At 67.0% G+C, this 22041-nt stretch carries 31 protein-coding genes and 1 tRNA gene; 17 read left to right on the plus strand and 15 right to left on the minus strand.

The window, feature by feature from the left end:
• Positions 1-272 (plus strand): transposase domain-containing protein (locus tag ACO1BU_RS24370; RefSeq protein ID WP_424138570.1); only part of this gene is annotated, 272 nt, incomplete at its 5' end.
• A gap of 214 nt (positions 273-486) precedes the next feature.
• Here the strand turns inward: ACO1BU_RS24370 and ACO1BU_RS24375 are convergent.
• The 6 genes from ACO1BU_RS24375 to ACO1BU_RS24400 all read right to left on the minus strand — a co-directional run bounded on the left by ACO1BU_RS24375 (position 487) and on the right by ACO1BU_RS24400 (position 2783).
• Positions 487-738 carry an Rmf/CrpP family protein gene (locus ACO1BU_RS24375; protein WP_424138571.1) on the minus strand — a complete coding sequence of 84 codons (252 nt, stop codon included), beginning with the start codon at positions 736-738 and terminating at the stop codon, positions 487-489.
• 404 nt (positions 739-1142) lie between these two features.
• Positions 1143-1403 carry a hypothetical protein gene (locus ACO1BU_RS24380; protein ID WP_424138572.1) on the minus strand — a complete coding sequence of 87 codons (261 nt, stop codon included), beginning with the start codon at positions 1401-1403 and terminating at the stop codon, positions 1143-1145.
• Between the two features lie 134 nt (positions 1404-1537).
• Positions 1538-1771, minus strand: coding sequence for a transcriptional regulator (locus ACO1BU_RS24385; protein ID WP_424138573.1), 234 nt, complete (start codon positions 1769-1771; stop codon positions 1538-1540).
• 139 nt (positions 1772-1910) lie between these two features.
• Positions 1911-2204 (minus strand): hypothetical protein, encoded by a 294-nt coding sequence (locus ACO1BU_RS24390; protein WP_424138574.1) that lies wholly within the window; start codon positions 2202-2204, stop codon positions 1911-1913.
• Positions 2205-2313: 109 nt separating this feature from the next.
• Positions 2314-2547, minus strand: a complete 234-nt coding sequence (locus ACO1BU_RS24395) for a helix-turn-helix domain-containing protein (protein WP_424138575.1) — start codon at positions 2545-2547, stop codon at positions 2314-2316.
• Positions 2544-2783, minus strand: a complete 240-nt coding sequence (locus tag ACO1BU_RS24400; RefSeq protein ID WP_424138576.1) for a helix-turn-helix domain-containing protein — start codon at positions 2781-2783, stop codon at positions 2544-2546. The genes ACO1BU_RS24395 and ACO1BU_RS24400 overlap by 4 nt, the downstream gene beginning before the upstream one ends.
• Before the next feature lie 228 nt (positions 2784-3011).
• Between ACO1BU_RS24400 and ACO1BU_RS24405 the strand changes: the two genes are divergently transcribed.
• From ACO1BU_RS24405 to ACO1BU_RS24465, 13 genes are all read left to right on the plus strand, one after another.
• Positions 3012-3314, plus strand: coding sequence for a hypothetical protein (locus ACO1BU_RS24405; protein ID WP_424138577.1), 303 nt, complete (start codon positions 3012-3014; stop codon positions 3312-3314).
• A 112-nt stretch (positions 3315-3426) separates the two neighbouring features.
• Positions 3427-3882 carry a hypothetical protein gene (locus ACO1BU_RS24410; RefSeq protein WP_424138578.1) on the plus strand — a complete coding sequence of 152 codons (456 nt, stop codon included), beginning with the start codon at positions 3427-3429 and terminating at the stop codon, positions 3880-3882.
• Positions 3879-4247, plus strand: coding sequence for a hypothetical protein (locus ACO1BU_RS24415; RefSeq protein ID WP_424138579.1), 369 nt, complete (start codon positions 3879-3881; stop codon positions 4245-4247). The genes ACO1BU_RS24410 and ACO1BU_RS24415 overlap by 4 nt, the downstream gene beginning before the upstream one ends.
• Positions 4248-4379: 132 nt before the next feature.
• Positions 4380-5072, plus strand: coding sequence for a hypothetical protein (locus ACO1BU_RS24420; protein ID WP_424138580.1), 693 nt, complete (start codon positions 4380-4382; stop codon positions 5070-5072).
• A gap of 104 nt (positions 5073-5176) precedes the next feature.
• Positions 5177-5380, plus strand: a complete 204-nt coding sequence (locus ACO1BU_RS24425) for a helix-turn-helix domain-containing protein (RefSeq protein WP_424138581.1) — start codon at positions 5177-5179, stop codon at positions 5378-5380.
• Positions 5381-5525: 145 nt separating this feature from the next.
• Positions 5526-5744: a hypothetical protein gene (locus tag ACO1BU_RS24430; protein WP_424138582.1), complete on the plus strand. Its 219-nt coding sequence runs from the start codon at positions 5526-5528 to the stop codon at positions 5742-5744.
• Positions 5744-6121, plus strand: coding sequence for a hypothetical protein (locus ACO1BU_RS24435; protein WP_424138583.1), 378 nt, complete (start codon positions 5744-5746; stop codon positions 6119-6121). The genes ACO1BU_RS24430 and ACO1BU_RS24435 overlap by 1 nt, the downstream gene beginning before the upstream one ends.
• On the plus strand, positions 6118-6573 hold the full coding sequence (locus ACO1BU_RS24440) for a hypothetical protein (RefSeq protein WP_424138584.1): 456 nt from the start codon (positions 6118-6120) through the stop codon (positions 6571-6573). Before ACO1BU_RS24435 ends, ACO1BU_RS24440 begins: the two co-directional genes overlap by 4 nt.
• Positions 6563-7726: an AAA family ATPase gene (locus tag ACO1BU_RS24445; RefSeq protein ID WP_424138585.1), complete on the plus strand. Its 1164-nt coding sequence runs from the start codon at positions 6563-6565 to the stop codon at positions 7724-7726. The genes ACO1BU_RS24440 and ACO1BU_RS24445 overlap by 11 nt, the downstream gene beginning before the upstream one ends.
• Before the next feature lie 252 nt (positions 7727-7978).
• Positions 7979-8818 carry an HK97 family phage prohead protease gene (locus ACO1BU_RS24450; RefSeq protein WP_424138586.1) on the plus strand — a complete coding sequence of 280 codons (840 nt, stop codon included), beginning with the start codon at positions 7979-7981 and terminating at the stop codon, positions 8816-8818.
• 84 nt (positions 8819-8902) lie between these two features.
• Positions 8903-9292: a hypothetical protein gene (locus ACO1BU_RS24455; protein ID WP_424138587.1), complete on the plus strand. Its 390-nt coding sequence runs from the start codon at positions 8903-8905 to the stop codon at positions 9290-9292.
• On the plus strand, positions 9289-9501 hold the full coding sequence (locus ACO1BU_RS24460; RefSeq protein ID WP_424138588.1) for a hypothetical protein: 213 nt from the start codon (positions 9289-9291) through the stop codon (positions 9499-9501). Before ACO1BU_RS24455 ends, ACO1BU_RS24460 begins: the two co-directional genes overlap by 4 nt.
• A gap of 14 nt (positions 9502-9515) precedes the next feature.
• Positions 9516-10526, plus strand: coding sequence for a type II toxin-antitoxin system CcdA family antitoxin (locus tag ACO1BU_RS24465; RefSeq protein ID WP_424138589.1), 1011 nt, complete (start codon positions 9516-9518; stop codon positions 10524-10526).
• A 344-nt stretch (positions 10527-10870) separates the two neighbouring features.
• Here the strand turns inward: ACO1BU_RS24465 and ACO1BU_RS24470 are convergent, their stop codons facing one another.
• The 3 genes from ACO1BU_RS24470 to ACO1BU_RS24480 form a co-directional block, all read right to left on the minus strand.
• A complete protein-coding gene (locus ACO1BU_RS24470) occupies positions 10871-11107 on the minus strand; it encodes a hypothetical protein (RefSeq protein WP_424138590.1) in 237 nt (78 codons plus the stop codon).
• A gap of 485 nt (positions 11108-11592) precedes the next feature.
• Positions 11593-11668: transfer RNA gene (locus ACO1BU_RS24475), tRNA-Glu, on the minus strand.
• A 224-nt stretch (positions 11669-11892) separates the two neighbouring features.
• The gene (locus tag ACO1BU_RS24480; RefSeq protein WP_424138591.1) at positions 11893-12183 is read right to left on the minus strand and encodes a DUF6476 family protein; all 291 of its coding nucleotides are present in this window, start codon (positions 12181-12183) and stop codon (positions 11893-11895) included.
• On the opposite strand from ACO1BU_RS24480, the gene ACO1BU_RS24485 reads away from it, so the two are divergent.
• Positions 12170-13177 carry an RluA family pseudouridine synthase gene (locus tag ACO1BU_RS24485; protein WP_424138592.1) on the plus strand — a complete coding sequence of 336 codons (1008 nt, stop codon included), beginning with the start codon at positions 12170-12172 and terminating at the stop codon, positions 13175-13177. The two genes, ACO1BU_RS24480 and ACO1BU_RS24485, sit on opposite strands and share 14 nt — an antisense overlap.
• A 275-nt stretch (positions 13178-13452) precedes the next feature.
• Positions 13453-14337 carry an RNA polymerase sigma factor RpoH gene (rpoH, locus tag ACO1BU_RS24490; protein WP_424138593.1) on the plus strand — a complete coding sequence of 295 codons (885 nt, stop codon included), beginning with the start codon at positions 13453-13455 and terminating at the stop codon, positions 14335-14337.
• 101 nt (positions 14338-14438) lie between these two features.
• Here the strand turns inward: rpoH and ACO1BU_RS24495 are convergent, their stop codons facing one another.
• Entirely contained in the window at positions 14439-15623 is a 1185-nt protein-coding gene (locus ACO1BU_RS24495; protein ID WP_424138594.1) for an MFS transporter, read from the minus strand.
• 131 nt (positions 15624-15754) lie between these two features.
• On the minus strand, positions 15755-17038 hold the full coding sequence (locus tag ACO1BU_RS24500) for a Gfo/Idh/MocA family protein (protein ID WP_424138595.1): 1284 nt from the start codon (positions 17036-17038) through the stop codon (positions 15755-15757).
• Between the two features lie 147 nt (positions 17039-17185).
• Here ACO1BU_RS24500 and ACO1BU_RS24505 point away from each other — a divergent pair, with 147 nt between their 5' ends.
• Positions 17186-17701, plus strand: a complete 516-nt coding sequence (locus ACO1BU_RS24505) for a VOC family protein (RefSeq protein ID WP_424138596.1) — start codon at positions 17186-17188, stop codon at positions 17699-17701.
• A 46-nt stretch (positions 17702-17747) separates the two neighbouring features.
• On the opposite strand, the gene ACO1BU_RS24510 is transcribed toward ACO1BU_RS24505, so the two are convergent.
• The 4 genes from ACO1BU_RS24510 to ACO1BU_RS24525 all read right to left on the minus strand — a co-directional run bounded on the left by ACO1BU_RS24510 (position 17748) and on the right by ACO1BU_RS24525 (position 21986).
• Positions 17748-17999, minus strand: coding sequence for a hypothetical protein (locus tag ACO1BU_RS24510; RefSeq protein ID WP_424138597.1), 252 nt, complete (start codon positions 17997-17999; stop codon positions 17748-17750).
• 557 nt (positions 18000-18556) lie between these two features.
• The gene (locus ACO1BU_RS24515; protein ID WP_424138598.1) at positions 18557-19198 is read right to left on the minus strand and encodes a hypothetical protein; all 642 of its coding nucleotides are present in this window, start codon (positions 19196-19198) and stop codon (positions 18557-18559) included.
• A gap of 140 nt (positions 19199-19338) precedes the next feature.
• Positions 19339-20535, minus strand: coding sequence for an FAD-binding protein (locus tag ACO1BU_RS24520; protein WP_424138599.1), 1197 nt, complete (start codon positions 20533-20535; stop codon positions 19339-19341).
• A 2-nt stretch (positions 20536-20537) separates the two neighbouring features.
• Positions 20538-21986, minus strand: a complete 1449-nt coding sequence (locus ACO1BU_RS24525; protein ID WP_424138600.1) for an FAD-linked oxidase C-terminal domain-containing protein — start codon at positions 21984-21986, stop codon at positions 20538-20540.
• Positions 21987-22041: the final 55 nt, after the last annotated feature.

Raw genomic sequence — 22041 nt, forward strand, 5'->3', positions numbered from 1 at the left:
GGCTCTCGATCGACAATAACCTCGCCGAGCGGCTGCTGCGCGGCATCGCTTTGACGAGGAAGAATTTTCTGTTCCTTGGGTCGGACGCAGGCGGCGATCGGGCCGCCATCATCTACACCGTCGCCGAGACCGCCAAGCTGAACGGCCTGGACCCGGAAGCCTACATCGCCGCCGTGCTCGACCGCCTCGCCCGTGGCCACACCATCGACCGCCTCGACGAACTCCTGCCGTGGAACTTCACGCCCGCCGCGCCACCTGCGGGGATCGGCTGACGCTTACCCCCGGTCGGGGCCTCTGTTCCGTGGAGCTGGCCTAAAATGCGCGTCGCTCAGCGCGTCCGCCCTGCGCGAGGTCAAACCGTCCCGTTGCAGTACAATCCTCGCCAGCTGTGTGCGCCACCGGCGCGCCAGCAGCCCGCGGCTGAACCGTAGTCCTACACTCGTTTACGTCAGCGCCCTAAGCGAGACCTGATACAGCGTCCAGCGGTCAAACTCTGGCGTGATGAGAAGCCACCCAGCCACGCCGACGATCCCCCATCCCCGTCCCGAGCGACTTGTGGTCACCGGCAAACGAAATGCGGCCCTCACTAAACCCGTCTAGCCAAGCGAATCTCATCGGCATCTCGTCATGCGAGTAGGGGCAATTGGACGCCATTGCCTCCGGGTTTTTGCCGGCGGCGCGCCCCAATTCGGCCGCCCGCTTCGTCCTGGAATGGATATCATCCCCGTGTGACACCATTGGCCCGCGCCTCCAGGCTGTTCCCTACTGCGGAGCCTGAGAACGTTCGGCGCATCGGTTAGCTGCCGCTAGCCAGTTCATGTCACTCCGACGTCCACAGATCACCCGGGAGCAGCGCTCGCTTCGCCCACCCAAACCCGAAGCGCTCCTGCCTGGGCGCCTCCTTCGCCAGATGACGGCAGCCTCGGCCACCCACCCGACGCAAGCTATCTGCTGGAGATAAGCTGCCGTGGCCGTGTCGTGCAGAGGAGCAACCCCAAGGGGACAGACTTGTGGAGCCTGCCTCCAGGCCCGCCACAGCTTCCGCACTTAACTTACGTTAAACCTCAGTGCCTCATAGACACGTTCCATTCATTCCGGAATGCGCGCCATCCCGCTTATTCTGGGAATGTCCCTCGGATCGGTTACTGCCCGAGCCACTTCTGCTCCACCTGAACGCGCTCACGCGAAGCGGTGAGAGCTCGCTCCATGACCTCCAAGAGTTCCCGGGCCCGCCGGGCGGCGTCGGTTTCAGAAGCGCCAGCCCGTATCAACTCGAACAGCAAGCGCTTCTGACGGGCCACTCGTGCTTCGGCCTCCGCCATCTCGGCGTGTGCTTGCTCAAGAGAGCGCTCGAGCATCTCTCTGCCCATGGTTACTACCACAAACCCAAGATCGGCCGGCAAGACTACCGGTCTGCCGACGGTCTTATCCGCCCTCCGTCAGGGCCGGATCATTGCGCTTTTACCCAACCGTCACGTGCATTTCCAGAGAAAATTCACGCGGCCGTGAGGAACAAGGAACGTAGGAAGGAGGCCTGTTAACTAGAGCGATTACGCAACCGAACTCCTGGCCCCCGGCCATTCTCCGCGATGAACTCGACCCCTGCAGCCTCCAGGGCAGCGCGGATGGCGGCGATGGTCGCCTCGCGGGTTAGTTTCTGGCCGGTCTCGAAGCCGATGATCGTAGACACACAGCTATTGGCCTGAACGGCCAGGCGCTGCTGGTGCCACCCGAGGAGCTTTCTGGCCGCGCAGCACTGCTCCGGTGTCATGATCCGCCTTTCTGAAGGGGGACCCCGACCCTTCGCTGTTTGTGACCACGAAGATCACGCAAGCTGCCTCTCAAGCGCTGCGGATAGTCGGCCCGCCTGATCCGACCACCAGCACTGAACCTCGTTCCGGCCGAGATCCTCAGTGGAAGCGCAGTTCCCCCCAGGCCGGATCCCACACCCCGAAAGGGTCAATGATCACGAGTGGTGCCTGAAGAGCCTGAGCCTTTCTGATCCCATCATTGATCGCCAGGCTCGCGGCACGCGGAACGAGACCTGGACCGCTGGGGAGATCGCCCGTCAGGGAGAGTTCACGGTGCCTGCCGGGTGCTACCACGACACCGACCAGGTTCCGGTCGTCATCTTCCGTGAGATAGACGGCGACTTCCTCTGGGAGAGCCATTTGGCGGCTTTCGAAGATCCCTTGGCCCAGCATGTGTTCCTCCCGTCCGGTCTGAAGCCGGCTAGGCATTCTCAGCTAACTTCTTGCCGGCTGTCTAAGCTATTCGGCGACAGAGAGTGGCGGCCAACCTTGTTGCTCCGCGTCAGGGCTGCGGCTTCTTCAGCCTCACGCCCGGCCCCTCGCCATTCTCGTCCACAAAGATCACCCCGGCCGCCTCCAGAGCGGCGCGGATGGCGGCTAGAGGGCCGGGCGTGAGACGGGGGTCCCCGAGCTCCACTCTGCGGATCGTCTCTGGCGATACTTTGCTCTGCACCGAAAGTCGCATTCGGTTCCAGCCCAGCAATTCCCGACCTGCCCGGCATTGCTCAGAGGTCAAGGCGCCGGATCCCTCAGCCTCACACCGGGACCGCCTCCGTTACGCTCGATGAACTCGACACCCGCGGCTTCAAGCGCGGCGCGGATCGCGGCAAGGGTGCGGTCGTAGGGGGTACGAGCCTCCCGCTCGAAGTCGGCGATCGTCTTCCGCGCCACCTTCGCCGCGCTCTCCAGCTGATCTTGCGACCAGTTCAGCAGGGCACGCGCTGCACGGCACTGAGCGGGCGTCAGTTCCACAGGATGAGCAACCTTACTCGTTTATGTTGACCACCCGGTCTGAGTGGGGTTACACAATACGTGTGAGGCGGCACAGCCGCAACACAAAGCGGCCGAGTGGCGGGATCCGACCCCCGCCCCCCGGCCTAACCCCAGGCAAGGAATGGCCCTATGCCCAAGGCTGTTGAGCAGCATAGCACACGCACGCCCAGAAGAGAGGTGCTCCCCGAAATCGGGGCGCTCAGAAGAGTGCCCCTCCTCAGCCTCGGGGAGAGAAGAAGACCCCCCGACCTCGCCCCCGCGGCCGAGCTGCGCGCCCTTCGCGAGAGACTGGAGGTGCTGGTCACCAACACCATCGACATGCTCGACGGGCTGGATGGCAGGGCGGAGCCGGACGAGGCCGACCAGCCCGTGACGCTCGTTCCCGACTGGGCGCGCCCGGTGCAGGCCCTCCGCCCCAGCCCTCGCGAGATGCGCGAGGCGTACTGCCGGAACGGGGATCCGATCCCGGCCAACCTGCGCTTCGACATCTTCGGGAGGCCGCGCCGATGAGCCGCCTCTTCCTGGAGCCGGGCCAGCAGCCCCCGGCAGAGCCCCCACGCTTCCCGCCCAAGCCCGCCCCCGGCCGCCCACCGCGGCGCAAGCCCGCAAGGGGGGGTGCAGCATGAGCCGCAGCCCTGCCATGGGCCGCCGTGCGGTCCTGAACAGCGTCAGCAGCGCCGCCCTCCTACTGGCCACTCCCGAGGCCGGCGCGAGGGCGGCTGAGTTGGACGGGGAATTGATCGCACACCTCGATGAGGCTCGAGCCCTCATGCAGGCCAGCATGTCGCCGCCGGTCACGCTGCCGGAGGTGCCGAACCTGCCGTGGATATGGAGCAACGCTGCGGAGGCCATCCGCGAACTCCCGGTGCAAGGCTGGCGCCTCTCAACGGCGTGCATCCTTTCGGCGACGAACGCGGAGGAGGCCGGCGACCACGTCCGCGCCCATAACCTGCTGATGGCCGCTTCTGCCGCCGTCCACCAGCAAATGGGCGGCCGGGATATCAAGGCGGCGTTCAACACTGAGGTCTATCCCGACGTGGCCGCGGTTCGGCGTGCTGGCCTGGAGCCTTGCGCATGAGCCGGCGCCGGATGCTCGCCGGCATGGCCGCCGTGGCGGCCGGCGGCGTCGGCGGGATAGGGGCGAAGGCCGCTTCCCTGTCGCACAACGACGCTCGGCTACTAGTTCTTCACGCCGAGGCCAATCGCGCGGCTGAGGAGGAGGAAGCTGCCGTTGAGGCAGCCGCCTCCGCCGCCTTTGGCAGATGGAGCGACGCCCTGTACGCCATGGCCGCCCTCCCCGCCGACGGGATGACGGGGCTGGCCGTGAAGGCAGCGCACGTGTGCAACGCCATGGTGGCAGGGGACAGCGCGGCGGATGAGGCGCTCTGCGCCAGCCTGCAGGCCGACATTGCCCGGCTAGTACCGGCGGCGGTGGCGACGTGATCGCCACCCTCCCGCACCTGGCCGCGCCTGCTACACTCCCCCTCGGCAGGGCAGGGGTGGCCACCCCTCGTGCCGGGACCTCCGCCCCGGCCGCCCTGCCGCTCACCTGCGGAGAGTACGCGGAGGCGTGGCTTGGCTCGAAAACCGGATGCCCCCGACGGAACAAGCTGGCTCGACAAGCTGAACTCCTACGACCGTGCAGTAGCACGCCGTTGGGTCGCTGCCGTCGGCGAGCCTCGCTTTCAAATCATTGCCCGCACAGCGGCCGCGCACGGTCGCCCCAATCACCGGCCGAAGGAGGACAACTGGCCGGCCATTCTAGAGGCTGCCGTCACCTACCTTTCCACCCCCAACGCAACCATTGCTGGCGCAGTATCAGCGACGCTCCCACGGTTCCGCGCATCGCTGCCGGCGAAGAACCGCTTCAAGGAAATGACCCCGGCCCGGCTCCGGAGGATTATGATCGAGGGATTGGAACGCCTTACCGTAGGAGAGTGCGGCCCCGTCGAGGACGAAATCGAACGTCGAGGGCTGGAGGTTTGCCGCCGCGCCCCCCAGTCCGAGACGGCTTTGGACCAAGCACGACAAAACTTCGGTCGCTGGCAGCAGATCGGCTTGTCAGGAAAGGGCACCCAAACCTCCGGATCGTTAGAGGATGTTCGGGCGCATGGCGCCGAGCTGGATCGCTACGCCTCGTTCGACCGCGCTTCGTTCGACCGCTTTGCCAGGGCGATCGCTGGCCTCATCCGCCCCGATACACCGATCAGCAAGGTGGCAGCCATCTACCACGAGTTCGTGGCCAGCAGCGGGTCTGCCCGCCGCTGAATTCAGGGAGGGGAGACGTGCGGGAAGTCTCTACTTTCCGCACGTGCATCTGGCGGACGTGTGCGGATACTTGCGAGCACCCCACCAACAGCCAGGGTGCTGATATGCAAACCGCCGCAGCCGAAAAGCTGTCCTTCACCATCGCCGAGGCCGTGACCAGCACGGGCATTGGGCGCACGAAGCTGTATGCCCTAATCAAGGCCGGGCAGCTCGAGACGCGCAAGCTGGGAGCAAAAACGCTGATCCCGGCGCCGTCCCTCCGCGCCCTGGTCGACGGCCTGCCTCGCTCCGTCAAAACGGTCGCCTAAAACGAAGCAACCCGCCACGGCTGAAAGCCATGACGGGCTGCGGGAACTCAATGCTGCTGAACCGGGATACTGCCTAACCCGCATGTAGCGTGCCTCTCGCCGCTTCGCCAGTCCTTTCAGCCGGGCTTTCTCGATGGAGAAACCCGTGAGCAGCACTCGCAAGAAGTCCCGGCCCGCAGCTCCCACTCCGGCCGCTGTGCGCCTCGTCCACGCCCCTTCTACCGGCGATGCTGACGGGGAGCCCCGTCTAGCGCTGGAAGTGCCACCGCAGCCGGACGCCCTGTCACGTCGGCCGATGCTGCTGGTGTTTGTAAGCATGACCGCCGCGCTCGCCACCAAGCGCGCCCTGGAGGGCCAGCGCTGATGCCGGCAGCCAGGGCCGAGCCTGCTCTGGGCGGCGTATCCGCGACGCGCCGCCAGCGCGGCGCAGCGTGCCCTGGCGCCCTTATCCCGGCGGGCACACGGGCGCTGCTGGACAGGAGCTATCACCGATTTCCCGAGGCTCCGTTGCATCGCCACTTCGTCGCGGTGCTTCCGCCGCCGCACGCCCAATACCCCGGTCGGGTGGCTGCGCGAATGGTTGTCCTCCTTCCAGCCGATCGGGTCTGGCCGGACGAGCGCACCCTCGACATGGCCGGCGCGGTGCTCCGGCGCGGCAGGCCCGTGCTGGTCGGTTTCATGAGCCACGCAAGCGCCCGGGATTTCCGTCGTTTCCTGCTGGCGAAAGCGGGGCGCGCGTGAGCGCCGCGCTCGAGCACGCCGAGGATCCGCTCGAGGCCGCCCGCCTGGCGGTGGCGCGGGAGTTCCAGGAGCGCTTCCAGACCGAGGAGCGGCGCCGGCGTGGTGCCGAGCCCGGCGACATCGACTGGCCGTTGGTTGCGGCGCTCTGCCTCGACCCGGTGGAGGGGTGGCGCCTCGCGCAACTGCTCGGCGCCGAGGAGGTGGCGGGCTTCCATGACGCCGGCGCGCTCGACTTCTGGCCGGGTGATCCGGAGCCGGTGGTGGAGTTCGCCCTGGCCGACCGCGCCATTTTCGTGGGCCGCCACACCGGCCGAACATGGGACACCCGCACCAAGGCCTGGGCGCAGGACCCGCTGCAGCTGCTGGCCCGGCTGCACGGGATCCGCCCCGGACAAGCCGCCTGGCGCATCGCCCGCGCCTTCGGGCTTACGGAGGTGCCGCGTGTTCGGTGACGGCGATGAGGAGCTCCAGGCGTGGAATGAGCGGCTGAGCGCGGGCCGAGCCCGCGATGCCGGCTCAGGCCAGCGCCGACCGACAGGACGCCTTCGTGTGCTCACCGTAGCCGACGCGATGCAGATGCCGGCCCGCTCCTTCCTGCTGCATGGCCTGATCGCTGAGAAGGAGTTCAGCGTATGGTGGGGTCCGCCGAAGTGCGGGAAGTCCTTCCTAATGCTCCGGCTGGCTTACGGCTTGTCTCTCGGCCTCGGCATGTGGGGCCGCGCCGCACGCAAAGTGCGCGTGCTCTATGTCGCGGCGGAGGGTCAGCTCGGCTTCGGGCAGCGGATCCGGGCCATTGCCGCGGAACTCGGCCACTCCGATTGCTTCTTCTGGCTGGGGCAGTCGGTCGATCTCTTCGACCGTGCCGCGCACCTGGACGAGATGATTGCCCTGGCAATGGAGCTCGGTGTGGAGCTGATCGTGCTCGACACCATGGCTCGCGTGATCCCCGGCGCCAATGAGAACGACCAGCGCGACATGGGCGTGTTCGTGCAGCACTGCGACCGCATCCGCGAGGAAGTCGGTGCTCACGTCGCGGTGGTGCACCATGGCAAGCAGGATGGCGAATGGGGCCGCGGCAGCACCGTCATTCCGGGCGCCGTAGACCTCTCGGTCAAGATCACCGGCGGCCCCGGCCTGGAGGTGCCCCGCAAGGCTGAAATCACCCATGCGAAGGACGATGCGAGCGGCGCCGAGATGCCCTTCCGGCTCCGCTGCGTCGACCTGCCGCCCGTGGATGGCGAACCGCGCTCGACGTGTCTGGCCGAGGAACTCGACTGCTCCTCTCTCCCGGACGACGCGCCGAAGCGGGTCACCCTGAACCCGACACAGGAGCTTTGGCTGAGGGACATCCGGAACCTTTTTGCGGCTCCGGACCTGGCTGAGGACCGGGTCCCGGTGCCCAAAATGGGCATCACACGCACGATCACACGCGACCAACTCCGGGAGGGTCTGCGTGTGAAGGGCCGGTTCGTGTTGGATCACACGGGGAGCCTCACAGCCGCCGACCGCGGCAAGATGCGAGACGTGCTGAATTCCCTTGAGAGTAAAGGAAAAATTGGAATGACGGACCGGTTCATCTGGCTCCTCGACGAGGGGCGCGTGTGATGCGTGTGATCCGTGAGAAATCGCCTCTCCCGTGTGTGTCTCACGTGCGTGAGATGTGGGTCCCCCCTTTAGGGGGGCCCACAAATCTCACGCACGCGTCACACGGCGGCTTTCGAAGGGTTTTTCCTGCAGAGGGATCCCGCCGGGGCGACGTCCTCCCAGCGCCGGTGTCGCACTGCGGTCTGACCTTTGCCGGCCATGCCCGCGGCTTCCACGCGCACCGCGCGTCCAATCTGAAGGAAAAGCACTGCGATGACTGAGGCCGCCCCTTGGAACAACGTGACGCTCCGGGAAGTTCCGTCCCGGGAGAGCCACATCCCGGACGACATGGCTGCCCCGGAGGGCCTGGACGCCTCCGCCCTCGCCGAGCCCTTGAGGGATGGGCGCCTGCTGATCTGCTGCGCCGGCAGCAGCGCGATGGTTCACGGCGAGAAGGACCACCGCTGGCTCTGGATGCCTGGCGCTGACCTCACGCTGCTGAACACCGGTCGCGCACCGCTGCTGCTCGACCACCGCCACGACGTGGACAACCTGGTTGGGGTCATCGAGAAGGCCTGGACGGAGGGCGAGGCGCTCTATGCCATCGCCCGCTTCGCGACGACCGAGCGCGCCCGGCACGCCCGGCACCTCGTTAGGGACGGGGTGCTGCGGAACGTCAGCCTCGGCCTCTACGCCGCATCGGCCCCCGACCGCGAGTACTCGACTGCGCGACGCGCCTATTGGTGGCGGCCCTACGAAGTCAGCCTCGTCACCGTCCCAAAGGACTGGAGCGCCCGCGTCGTTGACGGACCGGTGCCCCCGCAGATCCGCCAGACCCTCGTCAAAACTATCGTGGAGGCCGGCCCTCGGGTGGGCACGCGGAACGATTGGATCCGCTGGGCCACTGACGAGAAAGCCCCGCTACCTGTGGACGCGAGGTGGGATCCGTCGCTGCCCCATAGCGTGTCCTTCGCCACCAACAAGGACGAGCTCGACCGGCTCCTGGTTGGCGGCGAGCTCTCGGCTGCCCACGAGGCCGAACTGCAGCGCCTGTTAACTGAAACCGCGCTGCGGATGTCCACCCCGCCCCTGGGCGCCGCCACGGCGCCCTGACGGTGCGCTGATCACCCCTCCCTTCCCGGTCGCGCAGCGCCAACGCGACCGAGCCCCTCTCACATCGGCGAGGAGACGATGACCATGACTAAATCAGCGATCACCCCAAAGCGCACCCTCGCGGAATTGCGCCGCGCCGCACGGATCAATGGAGAGCTGTGTTCACCATTTGCGCATTACATGACGGGGCCGAAGAGGCTGGAGAAGCCTGTACCGCTGAAGGCTGCCGCCACGACGTCGGCGAAGCCGGTAGCGACCAGGGTGCCAGCCAAGACAGCTGCCGCGAAGCCCGCGGCGTCAGTCGCGCGCAAAACGGCAACGACGCCGACGGCCTCGCGCTTCGCTCACCTTGTCAGCGCCGGGCGGCAGTACGAGCCCGAGCCGGTGCCCGCGCGCAGCAGCACGCAAGCCACCATCGACCGCATCACGGCCGCTGCCCGTGCCGTCGGCGTGGCGCCGAGGGTGAAGCGGTGAGCCGCGCCGACGAGGATTGGGACGGCCTGCCGCCGCCGGTCTCCGAGCCGTGGCCCATCGCGATCATCACGCAGGAGCCCAACCCGCAGCGCACCCAAGAAGACCGCGCGCGCTTCATTGCCGACTTCAACAAAGGTGTGGACGAGCGGAACGCCGAGCGAGGCATCCGGCCCGCGTCCCCGATCCACATCCCCGCCCGCCAATCCTGACCAGGGAGAAGACCATGACCCAGTACGCCATGATCGTGACCACCGGCGGCCGCGAACGCCGCGGCATCGCCGATGCCGCCACGGAGGCCCTATCCACCGCCCGTATGTGGTCGGGGGCGGACGGCTCCACGGTGTTCACTGCCGACGGCCGCGAAATCACTGAGGCCGAAATGGCGCAGGAGGCCGCGCGCGAGCGGGAGGAGCGGTACGCTCAGGAGCGGCGCGCCGCCATGCAGGCGCACAATGCCGGCGTAGATGCCCGGAACGCCGCTCGCTTCCCGAACGGGATCCCTGGTGTAACCCCGGAGGCCTACAGTGCCGCTCCCGCCATCCTCCAGGGCGCGGCAGCGGAAGCCCTCCTCCACAGCCCACACCCGCCGCCGGCAGCGCCAGAGCCGATTGCCGCCGTGACCGGGCCGATCGATTTCTCCAGCTTCATCCCCGCCAGCGAGGCATCTGGGGACATCGCCGCCGCCCTGAACCTCGCCGAGGCCGTGCTGCGCGGATGCGGGCCCCGGGTGGAACAGGTGAAGGCCCAGCGTGACGCGCTGCTGTTGGACGGCCCCTCCAAGGCCCTCACGGCCGCAGAGGCGGCGCTGACGCAGGCGCGCGGGGACGCGGAGCGGGTAGAGGCGATCCTGCCGGGCCTGCGGGCCAAGCTGAAGGCGGCCAGGATCGCCGAGGCGAATGCTGCCGTTGATGCCGCCCGGCCGGCTGTTGTGGCGGCCGCCGCAGCTTACAATGACCGGCTGGCCGCCTTCTTCGCGATTGCCCGCGAGGCGGCGGCGGATCTTCACCAACTCCGCGTCGCCCATAGCCGGGCTGCTTCGGGCTACGCTGACGCGGTGCGGGACGAGCAAGAGGTACGATCAGGCGGTGGGTTCGAGGGCCCAATCACCACTGGCAGCATGCTCCCACCGGGCGGATATCTCCACGACCGGGCTGCGCATGCGGGGGATCGCTACTTGAACCCGGCCAAAACTTTCGACTTCCTCGCACGGCTGGAGCGAGAGCAGCAGGGCTAGGAGATCAGGGTGGAGGCGGGGGCAACCCCGCCTAATCTCCCGGTCCATGGGAGGCAGGACAGAAGCGTCGCCTGCGTCCCCCTCTCATCTTACATCTAGACATCTTTTGCGCGCGAAAAACCCAGCAAACACTGGGATCTTTCGAGAAGATGTTGTCCAAATCGATTTTTGGCCAGACGCTCGCGAGAGCCGGGGTGCGAAATACCCCCGTTCGCCAGGGTTCCTGGGAAGGACCCGTGAACTCTGGCCAGGGTTGAGGAGCATGCACCCTGGCCCGAGTTCAGATCGAGCTACCCTGCAGACGAAGATCGCCCGGGCCGATGAAGGCTCTGGGCGTCTTAAGATCAGGAGGGCTGAACCGGGGCCTGCTGGGATCCCTGGCGACCTATCATCCGATCCTCCGAACGAAGAAAGTCAGTCAGATTGCCGCCTGCTGCTTCATCGAGCTCCTGAAGGTTCAGACCATCGTTGATGGCGTCCTGGCGACAAGCGGCCACCTCGTCCGTGAGGTTGGGGCTTACAAAGCCAGGCATCTGGCTACGCTTATCCAGCCACTGATCCAGCCACTCCGCAGCGTCCATCGCACTCTTCTCCTCTTGAGGCTGGGAGGAACTTGGCACGCTGCCCCGCTATACCGCACCGCACAAATCGGTGGTCATCATCAGGACGCTTGGTGGGTAACGGCTCGCTGTTGCGCCGCCGTGAAGCTTCGGGTGATGAAGTCCACGCTGGACAAGACCGCCCAGGCCGTAGCTCGGTCAGCGTGGCCGCGGCCCTCGCCCAAGTTCCGCCTGTGCGGCCTCGTAGGCATCCTGGGCACTGCGATAGCCGCCAGGGCCTGTCCTGAAGGTCTGTCCATCCCTGGTCAGCCGCCAGCCCCACCCCGCCGAGCCGGGACCTCTGCGTTCAACAACAATCTCCGGGGCGGAGGACATCGGCAGGAAGTGGTGGGGAATGACGTTCATTGCTGCGTGAAGGCGTTGAAGCCCGGCAAGCTCCAAGTGTGGGGGTAATTGTGGGGTGCGGGAGCAGGACCACGCAAAAACCGAAAGAATTCAACGCCAACTGGCGTCCCCAAGGGGATTCGAACCCCTGTTACCGCCGTGAGAGGGCGGTGTCCTAGGCCTCTAGACGATGGGGACGTGGCCGTCGGGAGCGGCCTTCTATCCGCGATGGCGGGGGTGATCAAGCGGGGTTGACGCAATTTTCTGAATTCTTCCTCCTGCGGAAGGAAACTGCCACCCGCGGGACATCCAAGAAGCACCGGCCCGTCACGCTACCCCGCCACTCCGCGCCTTTCGCCAGACGAAGAATGCACCACGCTGATGCAGCCCTTCAGCTCCGGCCCGCGGCGAACCGGGCTTCCTCACTCCCCCAGCCGAATTTCGCCCAGGGCACGCCCGCTACGCGTGTCCAGGATCACCACCCGGTCGCCATCTGGCCTCTGAACCCAGATTGCCACCCGCCCCTCAGCCCCGGGCGCGATCCCAGCGATTCGGCTTCCCGCCGGCTGTCCCAGCGCCATTTCCACCGGCGGTCCGGCCGGCGCGGCCGGAATGGCCTTGCCGGCGCGCTGCACGATCATCACAACCAGGGTCACGCTGGCGGCGACGATCAGCACCCCCATCCCCCAGACAAGTACCTTGAGCGCGCGCACAACCCCTCCCAACACCGCGGCCGGAACCCCGGCCGAAACCCTGTCCTTCACCGCCACCGCCGAGCAGGCGGGCGATCGGCTCGATCGAGCCTTCGCTGGCATGGGTGGGCTGTCCCGCTCCCGCGTCAAGGCGCTGGTGGAAGCCGGCCACGCGTCGCGTGACGGGACCACTACCAGGGACCCCTCCGAGTCGCTCCGCCCGGGAGCCCGCTACACGCTCCAGGTTCCGCCTCCGGAGGACGCTACCCCCCTCCCGCAGGCCATGGACCTGACCATCCTCTTCGAGGACCGGGATCTTATCGTCCTGGACAAGCCGGCCGGCCTCGTCGTCCATCCCGCCCCCGGCAACCCAGACGGCACGCTCGTCAACGCCATTCTCGCCCATGCCGGCGAGGAGCTGTCGGGTATCGGGGGCGAGCGGCGCCCCGGCATTGTCCACCGGCTCGACAAGGACACGAGCGGCGTCATGGTCGTGGCCAAGTCCGAGACCGCCCACCATGCCCTCTCCACCGCCTTTGCCGAGCGCGACCTGGAACGCAGCTACCTCGCCCTGACCTGGGGCACGCCCAGCCCCGTATCCGGCGATATAGAGGCCTCGATCGGCCGCCATCCCGCAGACCGCAAGCGCATGGCCGTGGTGCAGCGCGGCGGAAAACAGGCCCTCACTCACTACTCCACCGAGCGCGCCTGGGGCGCCGCCTGCGCCCTGGTCCGGTGCCGACTGGCGACCGGCCGCACCCACCAGATACGCGTGCATATGGCGCATATCGGCCATCCGTTGGTGGGAGACCCTGTCTATCTACGCCGGACCCCAGCCGCTGCCCGCACCCTGCCCCCAGCTGCGCGAGATGCGCTTCTGGCCTTTCCGAGGCAGGCCCTTCACGCCCAATCCCTTGGATTCCGGCACCCTGTGACCGGACAGCCCCTCTCCTTCGCCTCACCGGTCCCGCCAGACATGGCGGCCCTGATCGCAACCTTGGATGGCGGCGTGTAACCCGACTGTGACGGTACGGTTTTCCTTGCGAACAGACGGGAAATAAATTACAAGCTCTTCAGCTTCAGCGGCCGGGTGCCATGCAAGGCTCCTGTAAGGACGATTTGCCAATCCTTGTTCGCGACCGCGAAAACATAAGGGATGGCAGGCGTTCTTGAGGGGCTCAGGGCCCAGCGCGCGAAGACGAGGCACGGATCCGCCGTGCCGATCTTTGACCGACCGCGCGCCCGCCACCCCCGGGGGCAGCCCGGCCGGTTCAGGAGGCAGATGCGTTCATGGCTTCCACTTCGATGATTCCGATTGCCCCCGAGGGCAACCTCTCCCGCTACCTGCAGGAGATTCGCAAGTTTCCGATGCTGGCGCCTGAGGAGGAGATGGACCTCGCCAAGCGCTGGCGCGACAACCATGACGAGAGTGCCGCCCACAAGCTGGTTACCTCGCATCTCCGCCTCGTCGCGAAGATCGCCATGGGCTACCGCGGCTACGGCCTGCCGGTAGGCGAGCTGATCTCCGAGGGCAATGTCGGGATGATGCAGGCAGTGAAGCGGTTCGATCCGGACCGTGGCTTCCGCCTGGCCACCTACGCGATGTGGTGGATCCGCGCCGCGATCCAGGAATACATCCTGCATTCCTGGTCGCTGGTGAAGATGGGCACCACCGCCGCGCAGAAGAAGCTGTTCTTCAACCTGCGCCGCCTGAAGGGCCAGATGGCCGCCCTGGAAGAAGGCGATCTGCAGCCGGAGCAGGTTGAGAAGATCGCCCGGGTTCTCCAGGTGCCGGAGCAGGACGTGGTGTCGATGAACCGGCGCCTCGCCAGCCCCGACAACAGCCTGAATGCGCCCATCCGCGCGGATAGCGAGGGTGAGTGGCAGGACTGGCTGGTGGACGACGCCGAGACCCAGGAAGAGGAGCTCGCGGACCGGGAGGATATGACCAACCGCCGCGACCTGCTCAACAGTGCCCTGAGCACGCTGAACGACCGCGAGCGCCACATCCTGATCGAGCGCCGCCTGAAGGACGAGCCCACCACGCTCGAGGAGCTGTCGCAGCAGTACAACATCTCGCGTGAGCGGGTGCGGCAGATCGAGGTGCGCGCCTTCGAGAAGCTGCAGAAGAACATGAAGCAGCAGATCGTCGAGCGTCGGCTGGCAGTGACCTGACCGGTGCCGCAAACGGCGTCCGGCAAAGGCGGCGGGGAAACCCGCCGCCTTTTTTATTGGTCTCTACCGCCTGACGGACTGCCCCGCCCGCAGCCCCGCTCCTAATCCGCCGCGGCGCGGACCGGCCCCGCGGGGCGTTCCCGCCCGAGCAGGAGCGAGGCGCCGAGCAGGCAACCCAGCCCTCCCGCCATGAAAACGGACGGGTAGCCCCCGATTCCCACGATCACCCCAGCCAGAGGGGCGGCGAGCCCGAGGGAAAGATCCAGGAAGGCATTGAAGCTCGCGATCGCCAGGGCCTGGCTGGAGGCTGGCACCCGTCGCAGCGCCTCCACCCCCATGGATGGAAAGATGAGTGAGAAGCCTGCGCCGGTGAGAGTTGCGCCCAGCAGCGCCAGCGGCGCTGTCGGCGCCCGCCAGAGCAGCGCCTGCCCGAACGCCTCCAACACCAGCGACCAGGACGCCACGCGTCGCCCGCCCAGCCGGTCCGGCAAATGGGCGAAGAACAGCCGCACGAGGATATAGCCGATGCCGAAACCGGAAAGGCAGAGCCCCGCCCCTTCCCAACCCCGGCTGGCAAAGTAGAGCGCCACGAAGCTGCCCAGGATGGGCTGCGGCGCCGTGGCCAGCGCCAGCACCGCCCCCTGCCGCCAGACCAACCCAATAACGCCGAGGAAGGAAGCGCGCTGCGCCTTCGCTGCGGGAGCCACCGCCCGCTGCGAGAGGGCGACCAGCAGCCCCGCCAAGGGCAGCACGACCACTGCGGCCGCCACGCCGGCGAATCCCAGCCGCGCCATCACGAACAGCCCGACAGGCGCCCCAATCCCAAGCGCGAGGAACATGGCGATGCCCTGCCAGGTCATCACCACCCCCGCTCGCCTCGCGCCGAGAGTCACAATGCCCCAGCTCATGGAGGCGGTCAGGAACAGGCTTTCCGCCGGCCCCATGATGACCCGGCCAAGCAGCAGCACGGCAAGCGATGCCGTGGGATCCGTGATGAACGCGGAAGCGAGGTAAGTCACCCCCGCCAGCGCCGCCATTGGCAGGCCCATCAACGCTGCCAGCTTCGGCCCGCGCCGGTCGATCAGCACGCCAGCCATCTGCCGCGTCAGGATCGTGGCGAGGGCCTGCAGGCCCACCGCCCACCCGGCGGTGACGAGGCTGAATCCAAGCTCGTCATGCACGCGCAGCGATAGCACGGGCAATGGCAGCGCGATCGACAAGAAGCCGAGGAAAACGATGGAAACGAAAGGAAGAAGCCGCCAAGCGGAGACGGATTCGGTCTGCATGCGACAAAGCGCCTCTGTGAGGGCCGGAACGGGCCCGTGGGCGCGTTGGTTGACGCTAACGCTTGCGACCTCAGGCGGAGCCGGTGGGCGCCGCCTTCTGCCGCAGCGTCCGCGATCGCGTCAAGCCATCCCTACCCCGGCTGGGAGAGGTCCGGCCCGCGCGTGGCCCGCGCCGGCTGCGGCAACTCCACAGGCCGCCCTTCCTGGGCGGAGCGGTAGATCGCCGCCATCAGGGCCTGGTCCTGCGCGCCTTCCTCGCCCGGTGTGTGTGGCCGCCTGTCCGTGCGGATGGACTCAGAAAAGTGGTCGATCTCCAGCGCGAACTGGTTCTTCTGCTCCAGCTTCCGCTGCTCGCGCACGCCCACCCCGCCCTCGCGCCGGGCAACGTATAACTGCTGCCCGTGATACTCGAAGGCACTGGGCATCTCGACTGTCCCGCGTTCGAAATGCAGCCGCATCGTCTTATCGTTGTAGGAATCGTAGGACGCCAGGCAGTTCGCGATCACGCCCGAGGGAAAGCGCAGCATGAAGGCGATGCTCTCCTCGATCTGCGCCCAGCGAGGATCACCGGCTGGCGAATAGCTGCGTGCGTAGACATCCACCGGTTCCTCTCCGCTGATGTAGCGCGTCGCATTCAGGCAATAGAGCCCGATATCCGGCAGCGCGCCGCCGCCTGCCAGCGCGTGGTTGAACCGCCATTGTGGCGCGGTGCCGGAGGACTGCACATTCGTTGCCTCGATCGAACGCAGCTTGCCCAACTCGCCACTGCGCACGATCCGAATCGCCTCCCGGTTATACGGCTCGTACTGGCAGCGATAGGCAATCATCAGCTTCACGCGCGCCTTCTCGCAGGCCGCGATCATGGCCTGCGCATCTTCCGGCGTCGTCGCCATCGGCTTTTCGCAGAGCACATGCTTACCGATCGCGGCGGCGCGCTCGGTGAACTCGCGATGCAGCGCGTTGGGTAGCCCGATATAGACCGCCTGCACCGCGCGGTTCTCCCGCATCCGCTCCATGTCCTGATAGGAGTAGATGGCATCCTCGGGAATGCCGTAGCGCTGCGCGACCACGCGCGCCTTGTCCGGACTGCCGCTGACCAAAGCCACGGGCTTCGATCCCTTCGTCTCGCCGAGGGCGGGTAGCGCCTGTTCCAGACTGATGCGGCCAAGACCGATGATGGCGTAGCCGATGCGCTCACCCGGTGGCACAGGGTTCGGCGCAGGGGAAGATGGCGGATCGGCCTCTCCGCGCCAGTTCGGGAACTGCACGCGCCCGTCCCTGACGCCGCCCAGATCGGTTTCGGTGGGCGGCGGATAACCGGGCGCACCGGCCGCCCCAAGGGCCAGCCCGGCGGCTGTCAGCCCGCCGGCTCGGAGAAGGTGGCGGCGGCTCGCGCCATGGGGATCCTGCGCCATCTGCTACTCCGGCCCTTGGGGATGTCGGAAGAACGCCCACCGCCTGGACGCCGTTGCCCATCAACCCTGTCCATGCCGCTCATTGATTCCAACGATTGGCGCGGCCGGGAGGAAGCGACCAGATTGTTGCCAGAAGGAACCCGCACCATGCCCGATACCAAGCCCGCACCGCTTCGCCAGCCCGCGATCGCGCCCGCCGGATTGCGCATCGGCCACACCCATCTAAAGGTCTCGGATCTCGACCGTTCCCTCGCCTTCTGGCGAGACGTGATCGGGCTGGAGGAGACCAGCCGCTATCCCGGCGCCGTCTTCCTCTCCGCAGGGGGCTATCACCACCATATCGCGCTGAATGTCTGGGAGAGTGCGGGCGGTCCGCCCCCGGCGCCGGGCACCACGGGGCTGTTCCATGTCGCACTTCTCTACCCGGACCGCCCCTCACTCGCCCGCGCCGTAAAAACGGTGCTGGACGCAGGCATCCGCCTGGACGGCGCCTCCGACCATGGCGTCTCGGAAGCGATCTATCTCCGCGACCCCGACGACAACGGCGTCGAACTCTATCATGACCGCCCGCGCGAAGCCTGGCCGCGGAATCCTGATGGCACCCTCGCCATGTTCACGCGCCGCCTGGACCTCTCCGCCTTGCTCGCCGAAGTGGGACGGTGAATCCTGGCTTTTGCTGCTGCGCATTGCCATGACCAGCGGCCGGTATTCAGCCCAGGGCCGCGAAGACCTCATTGATCGCCGCGTCGAAGGCGGCGGCGAGCAGCGCACGCTGTGCGATTTCCAGCACCGCCCCTGATTCCGCCGGAGCGTTCTCCAACACGATGCTGAGCTCGCTTCGAATCCGGTGCGCCGCGTCCTTCCGTTCGGCAAGCGTCGCGTAACGCCCGAGTTGCACTTCGACGCTCCACCGGCAGGCGGCCCTCATGCCCTCAAAGTCGCTTGTCAGAGCAACAGCCACGGCGTCTCACCCCCCGCATCTATGTTTTTATCAAAACGATCTCTGTCTCCGGCGAGCAGGTCTCGTGCCATCAACTCGGCAACGGAAGGACCGATCCCCGTACAAACACCCGGCTTGCAGCGGCATTCTGGTGCCACTCCGGGACATCCGCTCCCTTCCCCATCGATGTGACACGGCTCCATGCGTTTTCTAATCCACCGGAATCACGACTCAAGGTTGCACAATCGAAACTTCCAGGCAGCAGGGCCATAACAATTGTTGTTGGACCTTCCCTTGCGCCAAATCTTTAAGACCTCTCCCATGCCGACGCCGCACGTGGCGCGGTTTGGCCGCAGCCAATCTCTGCAAGCCAGTGCCGGATTCACGCCGTCAGTCCGGGGCATGCGTCTCAACCGCGCTGACCAAAGGTCGCACAATGCCGCCCGTCGGTGGCGTCAGAAATTCATTCGCATGACTTCGTCGGAACGGAAGCCGCTTCCCAACTGCTCGTGCGGCACTCAAGAAAAAGGGCCGCCTCCCCGGGGGGAAGACGGCCCGTGCAGCGCGATTCGTAGCGGTCAGGGAAAGGTGAGATTGACCACGCTGCAGAGATCGATCCCACGCCGCTCCTCAGCCGCGCGATCTTCGTATTCCACGCGGATGTCATAGGTGCACTCGCCGGCCGGCAGGCGCACAGCGAAGGTGGCACCGGGCGGCACGACTTCGTTCCCAAGCCGATCCTCGCCCCAGTTACTTTGCGAACTGGGCGAGGCGCGCAGAACCTGGATGGTACGGTTCGTCTGGTTCACAAGGTTGAAGGAAGGATTGCCGGTGCGGCCAGATGTCGCCGGTCCACGCTTGCCGTTTCCACCACCGGGCGCCGCCTGGTTGCCAAACACCACCTCGTTCATCCGGCAGGTGTCGAGATTGCGCCGCTCCTCCGAGCGGCCACCCTCAAAGACCACACGGATGTCATTCGTGCATTGCCCGGCTGGCAGGCGAACCGGAAGGGAACGCCCGCTCTCCAGCACGTTGTTGCCCAGCCGGTCCTGTCCCCAGGTGTTCACCTGAGAGGGGGAAACATAGACCTCCTGGATTGTCTGGCCCGTACGGTTCACGAGGTTGAAACTCGGATCACCCTGGGCGGCCGCCGGGTGCACGGCAGCAAGCAAAAGGACGGCCAGCGCCAGGACACCCCGGCGCAGGAGGGGCAGACTCATGGAGGCGTTCTCTCCGTCGATTCGATCGGCCACATAATCAGAGGCCCCGGTCCGGCGACCAGACAGCATTGCGTGATCCCGCACCGCCTAGCGGAATGCTCCCGGGCAGGCACGCCACTCGCCGGAGCGGAGCCACCGGATCAGAGCCCGGCACGCATGCGTCCCGGATTTAACCGTCCAGCCGGGTCCAGGGCCGCCTTCACACGTGCCGAGAGTGCAGCCAGGGCCGGCGGCTCCTCCGGCATCACCGGCCACGCCACCCGCAGGGGATCAGGCGCGCGGAACAGGGTAAAATGGCCCCCTGCCCCAAGCGCGGCTTCCACCACCACCGTATGCGCTGCCTCAGTGGCCGGTCCCGCGACCCAGATCAGCCCACCGCCCCAATCCAGCAGCATCCGCGCGGACAGCGTGCCCCGCAGCCGCGCCACCACCCCCGGCCCTGCGGAGGGCCTGACGGAAATCCGCCACACCGCCTCGCCGGCCTCAGGCGCCAGCGGTGTCACATCGCGGATGGCACGCCAGAGCGCCCGTGATTCGGCATCCTCGATAATCCAGCTCCGGCCGGGGAAGGCCGAACGCAACCGCTCGATCCGGTACTCCACGGAGGCCGCGACATCCTCCAGCCGCAGCAACGCCACCGGCCCCGTAACACCCGCCGCAGCAGCCCCGGCCGGCAGCATGGCCGCCCCCGTCACGCCATAGGGACTGGTCAGCCCGGCCGAGAGCACCGCCACGCCCGCCGCCTCATCCGCCACCGGCACGGCCAGGGTCGCGGTACGCTCCGCGGCCGGTCCCACCTTCAACGTCACTTCGGTGATCACGCCGAGCGTCCCGTGGCTGCCGGAGAGCAGCTTACACAGGTCCAGCCCCGTGACGTTCTTGTGCACCCGCCCCCCCGAGCGCAGCACCTCGCCCCCGCCATTCACGAAGCGGATTCCCAGCACCGTGTCGCGCAACGCGAAGCCGAGAATTCGCCGCGGGCCGGAAAGATTGGTGGCCACCACCCCGCCGATCGTGGGCGGCGGTGCGTCCGGCACGCCCATCAACACGCGCAGATCCGGCGGCTCGGCCACCAGGATCTGGTTGTCGGCCGCCAGGGCTGCCTCGATCTCCGGCAGGGTCGTACCGGCGCGCGCCGCGATCACCATCTCCTGCGGACGTTGCAGCGTGATGCCCCGCAGATTGCGCGTGGAGAGCGTTCGCCCACCCTGCACCGGCCGCAGCATGCCGCGCTTCGTTCCATGCCCCTCGATAATGAGCGGCGCCGCGGCGTTACGGATGGCCGTGGCCACCCCCTCCTCCGTGCCCGGCGCGAGGTCCGGGATGTCGATCGTCATGCTCATCCCGCCGCAACGGCCACGGCAGGATTATCCTCCAGCGGGAAGACCTTCGCCGGGTTCAGCAGCCAGTCCGGATCAAAGGCCGACTTCACCCGCCGTTGCTGCGCCAATTCGGCCGCGGTGAACTGCACGGGCATCAGGTCCCGCTTCTCCACCCCAACCCCGTGTTCCCCTGTCAGGCAGCCCCCCACCTCGACACAGAGCTTCAGGATATCCGCCCCGAATGCCTCCGCCTTGCGGAAGCTCTCGGGATCATTGGCATCGAACATGATCAGCGGGTGCAGATTGCCGTCGCCGGCATGGAAGACATTGGCGACGCCCAGCTCATAGGCCTCGCTCATCTCGCCAATCCGGCGCAGCACATGCGGCAATTCGCCCGTCGGGATGGTGCCATCCATGCAGAGATAGTCGGGGCTGATCCGTCCCACCGCCCCGAAGGCGCCCTTGCGCCCCTTCCAGATGGCGAGGGACTCCTCCGCACTGGCCGCCACACGCATGCTGATCGGGTCGAAGCGCGCACAGATATCGCGGATGCGCGCCAGCAGCGCGTCCTGCTCCTGCACGCTACCCTCCACCTCGATGATCAGCATCGCCTCTGCATCCAGCGGATAGCCCGCATGGGCAAAGGCCTCGCAGGCATGGATGCAGGGCCGGTCCATGAATTCCAGCGCCACCGGAATGACGCCCGATGCCATGATGGCATCCACCGCCGCGCCCGCGATTTCGATGGACCGGAAGGCCGCCAGCATCGCGCGCTGCCCTTCGGCCGCGCGCAGGATGCGCACCGTTACCTCCGTCACCATCCCGAGCTGTCCCTCGCTGCCCGTGATCAGCCCGAGCCAGTCATAGCCCGCCGCGTCCAGATGCCCGCCGCCGATCTCGATGATGTCGCCTTCGATCGTGACAAACTTCACGCCCAGCAGGTTGTTCGCGGTCACCCCGTATTTCAGGCAATGCGCGCCGCCGGAATTCATCATCACATTGCCGCCGATCATGCAGGCGAGCTGCGAGGACGGGTCCGGGGCATAGAAGAACCCCTCCCCCTCCACGGCCTTCGTGATCCCGAGATTCGTGACCCCGGCCTCCACCACCGCCAGCCGGTCCTCGAACGAGACATCCAGGATGCGGTTCATCCGCATCATCCCGATCACCACCGCATCCGCCAGCGGCAGCGCGCCGCCCGAAAGGCTCGTCCCCGCCCCCCGCGGCACCACACGCACGCCATTCGCGTGGCAGAAGCGCAGCACGGCCGCGACCTGCTCGGTGGAGTTGGGCAGCACCACGGCCATTGGCGGCTGGCGATAGGCGGAGAGCCCATCCGTCTCATAGGGCCGCAGCCGCAGGGGCTCGGTGATCACGCCATCCCCGGGCACCAGCGCGCGAAGCCCCGCCAGGATCTCGTTGCGGCGGCCGAGCACATCGGCCTTCGGCGCAGGCAAGGCGATCATCGGTTTTCCTCCGGTTTGTCCCGCAGGATGGGTCGGGCCACCCGGCGCGGCAAGA

This window comes from Roseomonas chloroacetimidivorans (assembly GCF_049629625.1).
Lineage (GTDB): Bacteria > Pseudomonadota > Alphaproteobacteria > Acetobacterales > Acetobacteraceae > Roseomonas > Roseomonas chloroacetimidivorans.

Excerpts from the sequence above, each read along its gene's own strand:
- ACO1BU_RS24375 (WP_424138571.1), bottom strand. The coding sequence starts at position 738 with ATGGTGTCACACGGGGATGATATCCATTCCAGGACGAAGCGGGCGGCC.
- ACO1BU_RS24385 (WP_424138573.1), bottom strand. The coding sequence starts at position 1,771 with ATGACACCGGAGCAGTGCTGCGCGGCCAGAAAGCTCCTCGGGTGGCAC.
- ACO1BU_RS24390 (WP_424138574.1), bottom strand. The coding sequence starts at position 2,204 with ATGCTGGGCCAAGGGATCTTCGAAAGCCGCCAAATGGCTCTCCCAGAG.
- ACO1BU_RS24410 (WP_424138578.1), top strand. The coding sequence starts at position 3,427 with ATGAGCCGCAGCCCTGCCATGGGCCGCCGTGCGGTCCTGAACAGCGTC.
- ACO1BU_RS24415 (WP_424138579.1), top strand. The coding sequence starts at position 3,879 with ATGAGCCGGCGCCGGATGCTCGCCGGCATGGCCGCCGTGGCGGCCGGC.
- ACO1BU_RS24425 (WP_424138581.1), top strand. The coding sequence starts at position 5,177 with ATGCAAACCGCCGCAGCCGAAAAGCTGTCCTTCACCATCGCCGAGGCC.
- ACO1BU_RS24435 (WP_424138583.1), top strand. The coding sequence starts at position 5,744 with ATGCCGGCAGCCAGGGCCGAGCCTGCTCTGGGCGGCGTATCCGCGACG.
- ACO1BU_RS24450 (WP_424138586.1), top strand. The coding sequence starts at position 7,979 with ATGACTGAGGCCGCCCCTTGGAACAACGTGACGCTCCGGGAAGTTCCG.
- ACO1BU_RS24455 (WP_424138587.1), top strand. The coding sequence starts at position 8,903 with ATGACTAAATCAGCGATCACCCCAAAGCGCACCCTCGCGGAATTGCGC.
- ACO1BU_RS24465 (WP_424138589.1), top strand. The coding sequence starts at position 9,516 with ATGACCCAGTACGCCATGATCGTGACCACCGGCGGCCGCGAACGCCGC.
- ACO1BU_RS24470 (WP_424138590.1), bottom strand. The coding sequence starts at position 11,107 with ATGGACGCTGCGGAGTGGCTGGATCAGTGGCTGGATAAGCGTAGCCAG.
- rpoH (WP_424138593.1), top strand. The coding sequence starts at position 13,453 with ATGGCTTCCACTTCGATGATTCCGATTGCCCCCGAGGGCAACCTCTCC.
- ACO1BU_RS24495 (WP_424138594.1), bottom strand. The coding sequence starts at position 15,623 with ATGCAGACCGAATCCGTCTCCGCTTGGCGGCTTCTTCCTTTCGTTTCC.
- ACO1BU_RS24500 (WP_424138595.1), bottom strand. The coding sequence starts at position 17,038 with ATGGCGCAGGATCCCCATGGCGCGAGCCGCCGCCACCTTCTCCGAGCC.
- ACO1BU_RS24505 (WP_424138596.1), top strand. The coding sequence starts at position 17,186 with ATGCCCGATACCAAGCCCGCACCGCTTCGCCAGCCCGCGATCGCGCCC.
- ACO1BU_RS24515 (WP_424138598.1), bottom strand. The coding sequence starts at position 19,198 with ATGAGTCTGCCCCTCCTGCGCCGGGGTGTCCTGGCGCTGGCCGTCCTT.
- ACO1BU_RS24520 (WP_424138599.1), bottom strand. The coding sequence starts at position 20,535 with ATGACGATCGACATCCCGGACCTCGCGCCGGGCACGGAGGAGGGGGTG.
- ACO1BU_RS24525 (WP_424138600.1), bottom strand. The coding sequence starts at position 21,986 with ATGATCGCCTTGCCTGCGCCGAAGGCCGATGTGCTCGGCCGCCGCAAC.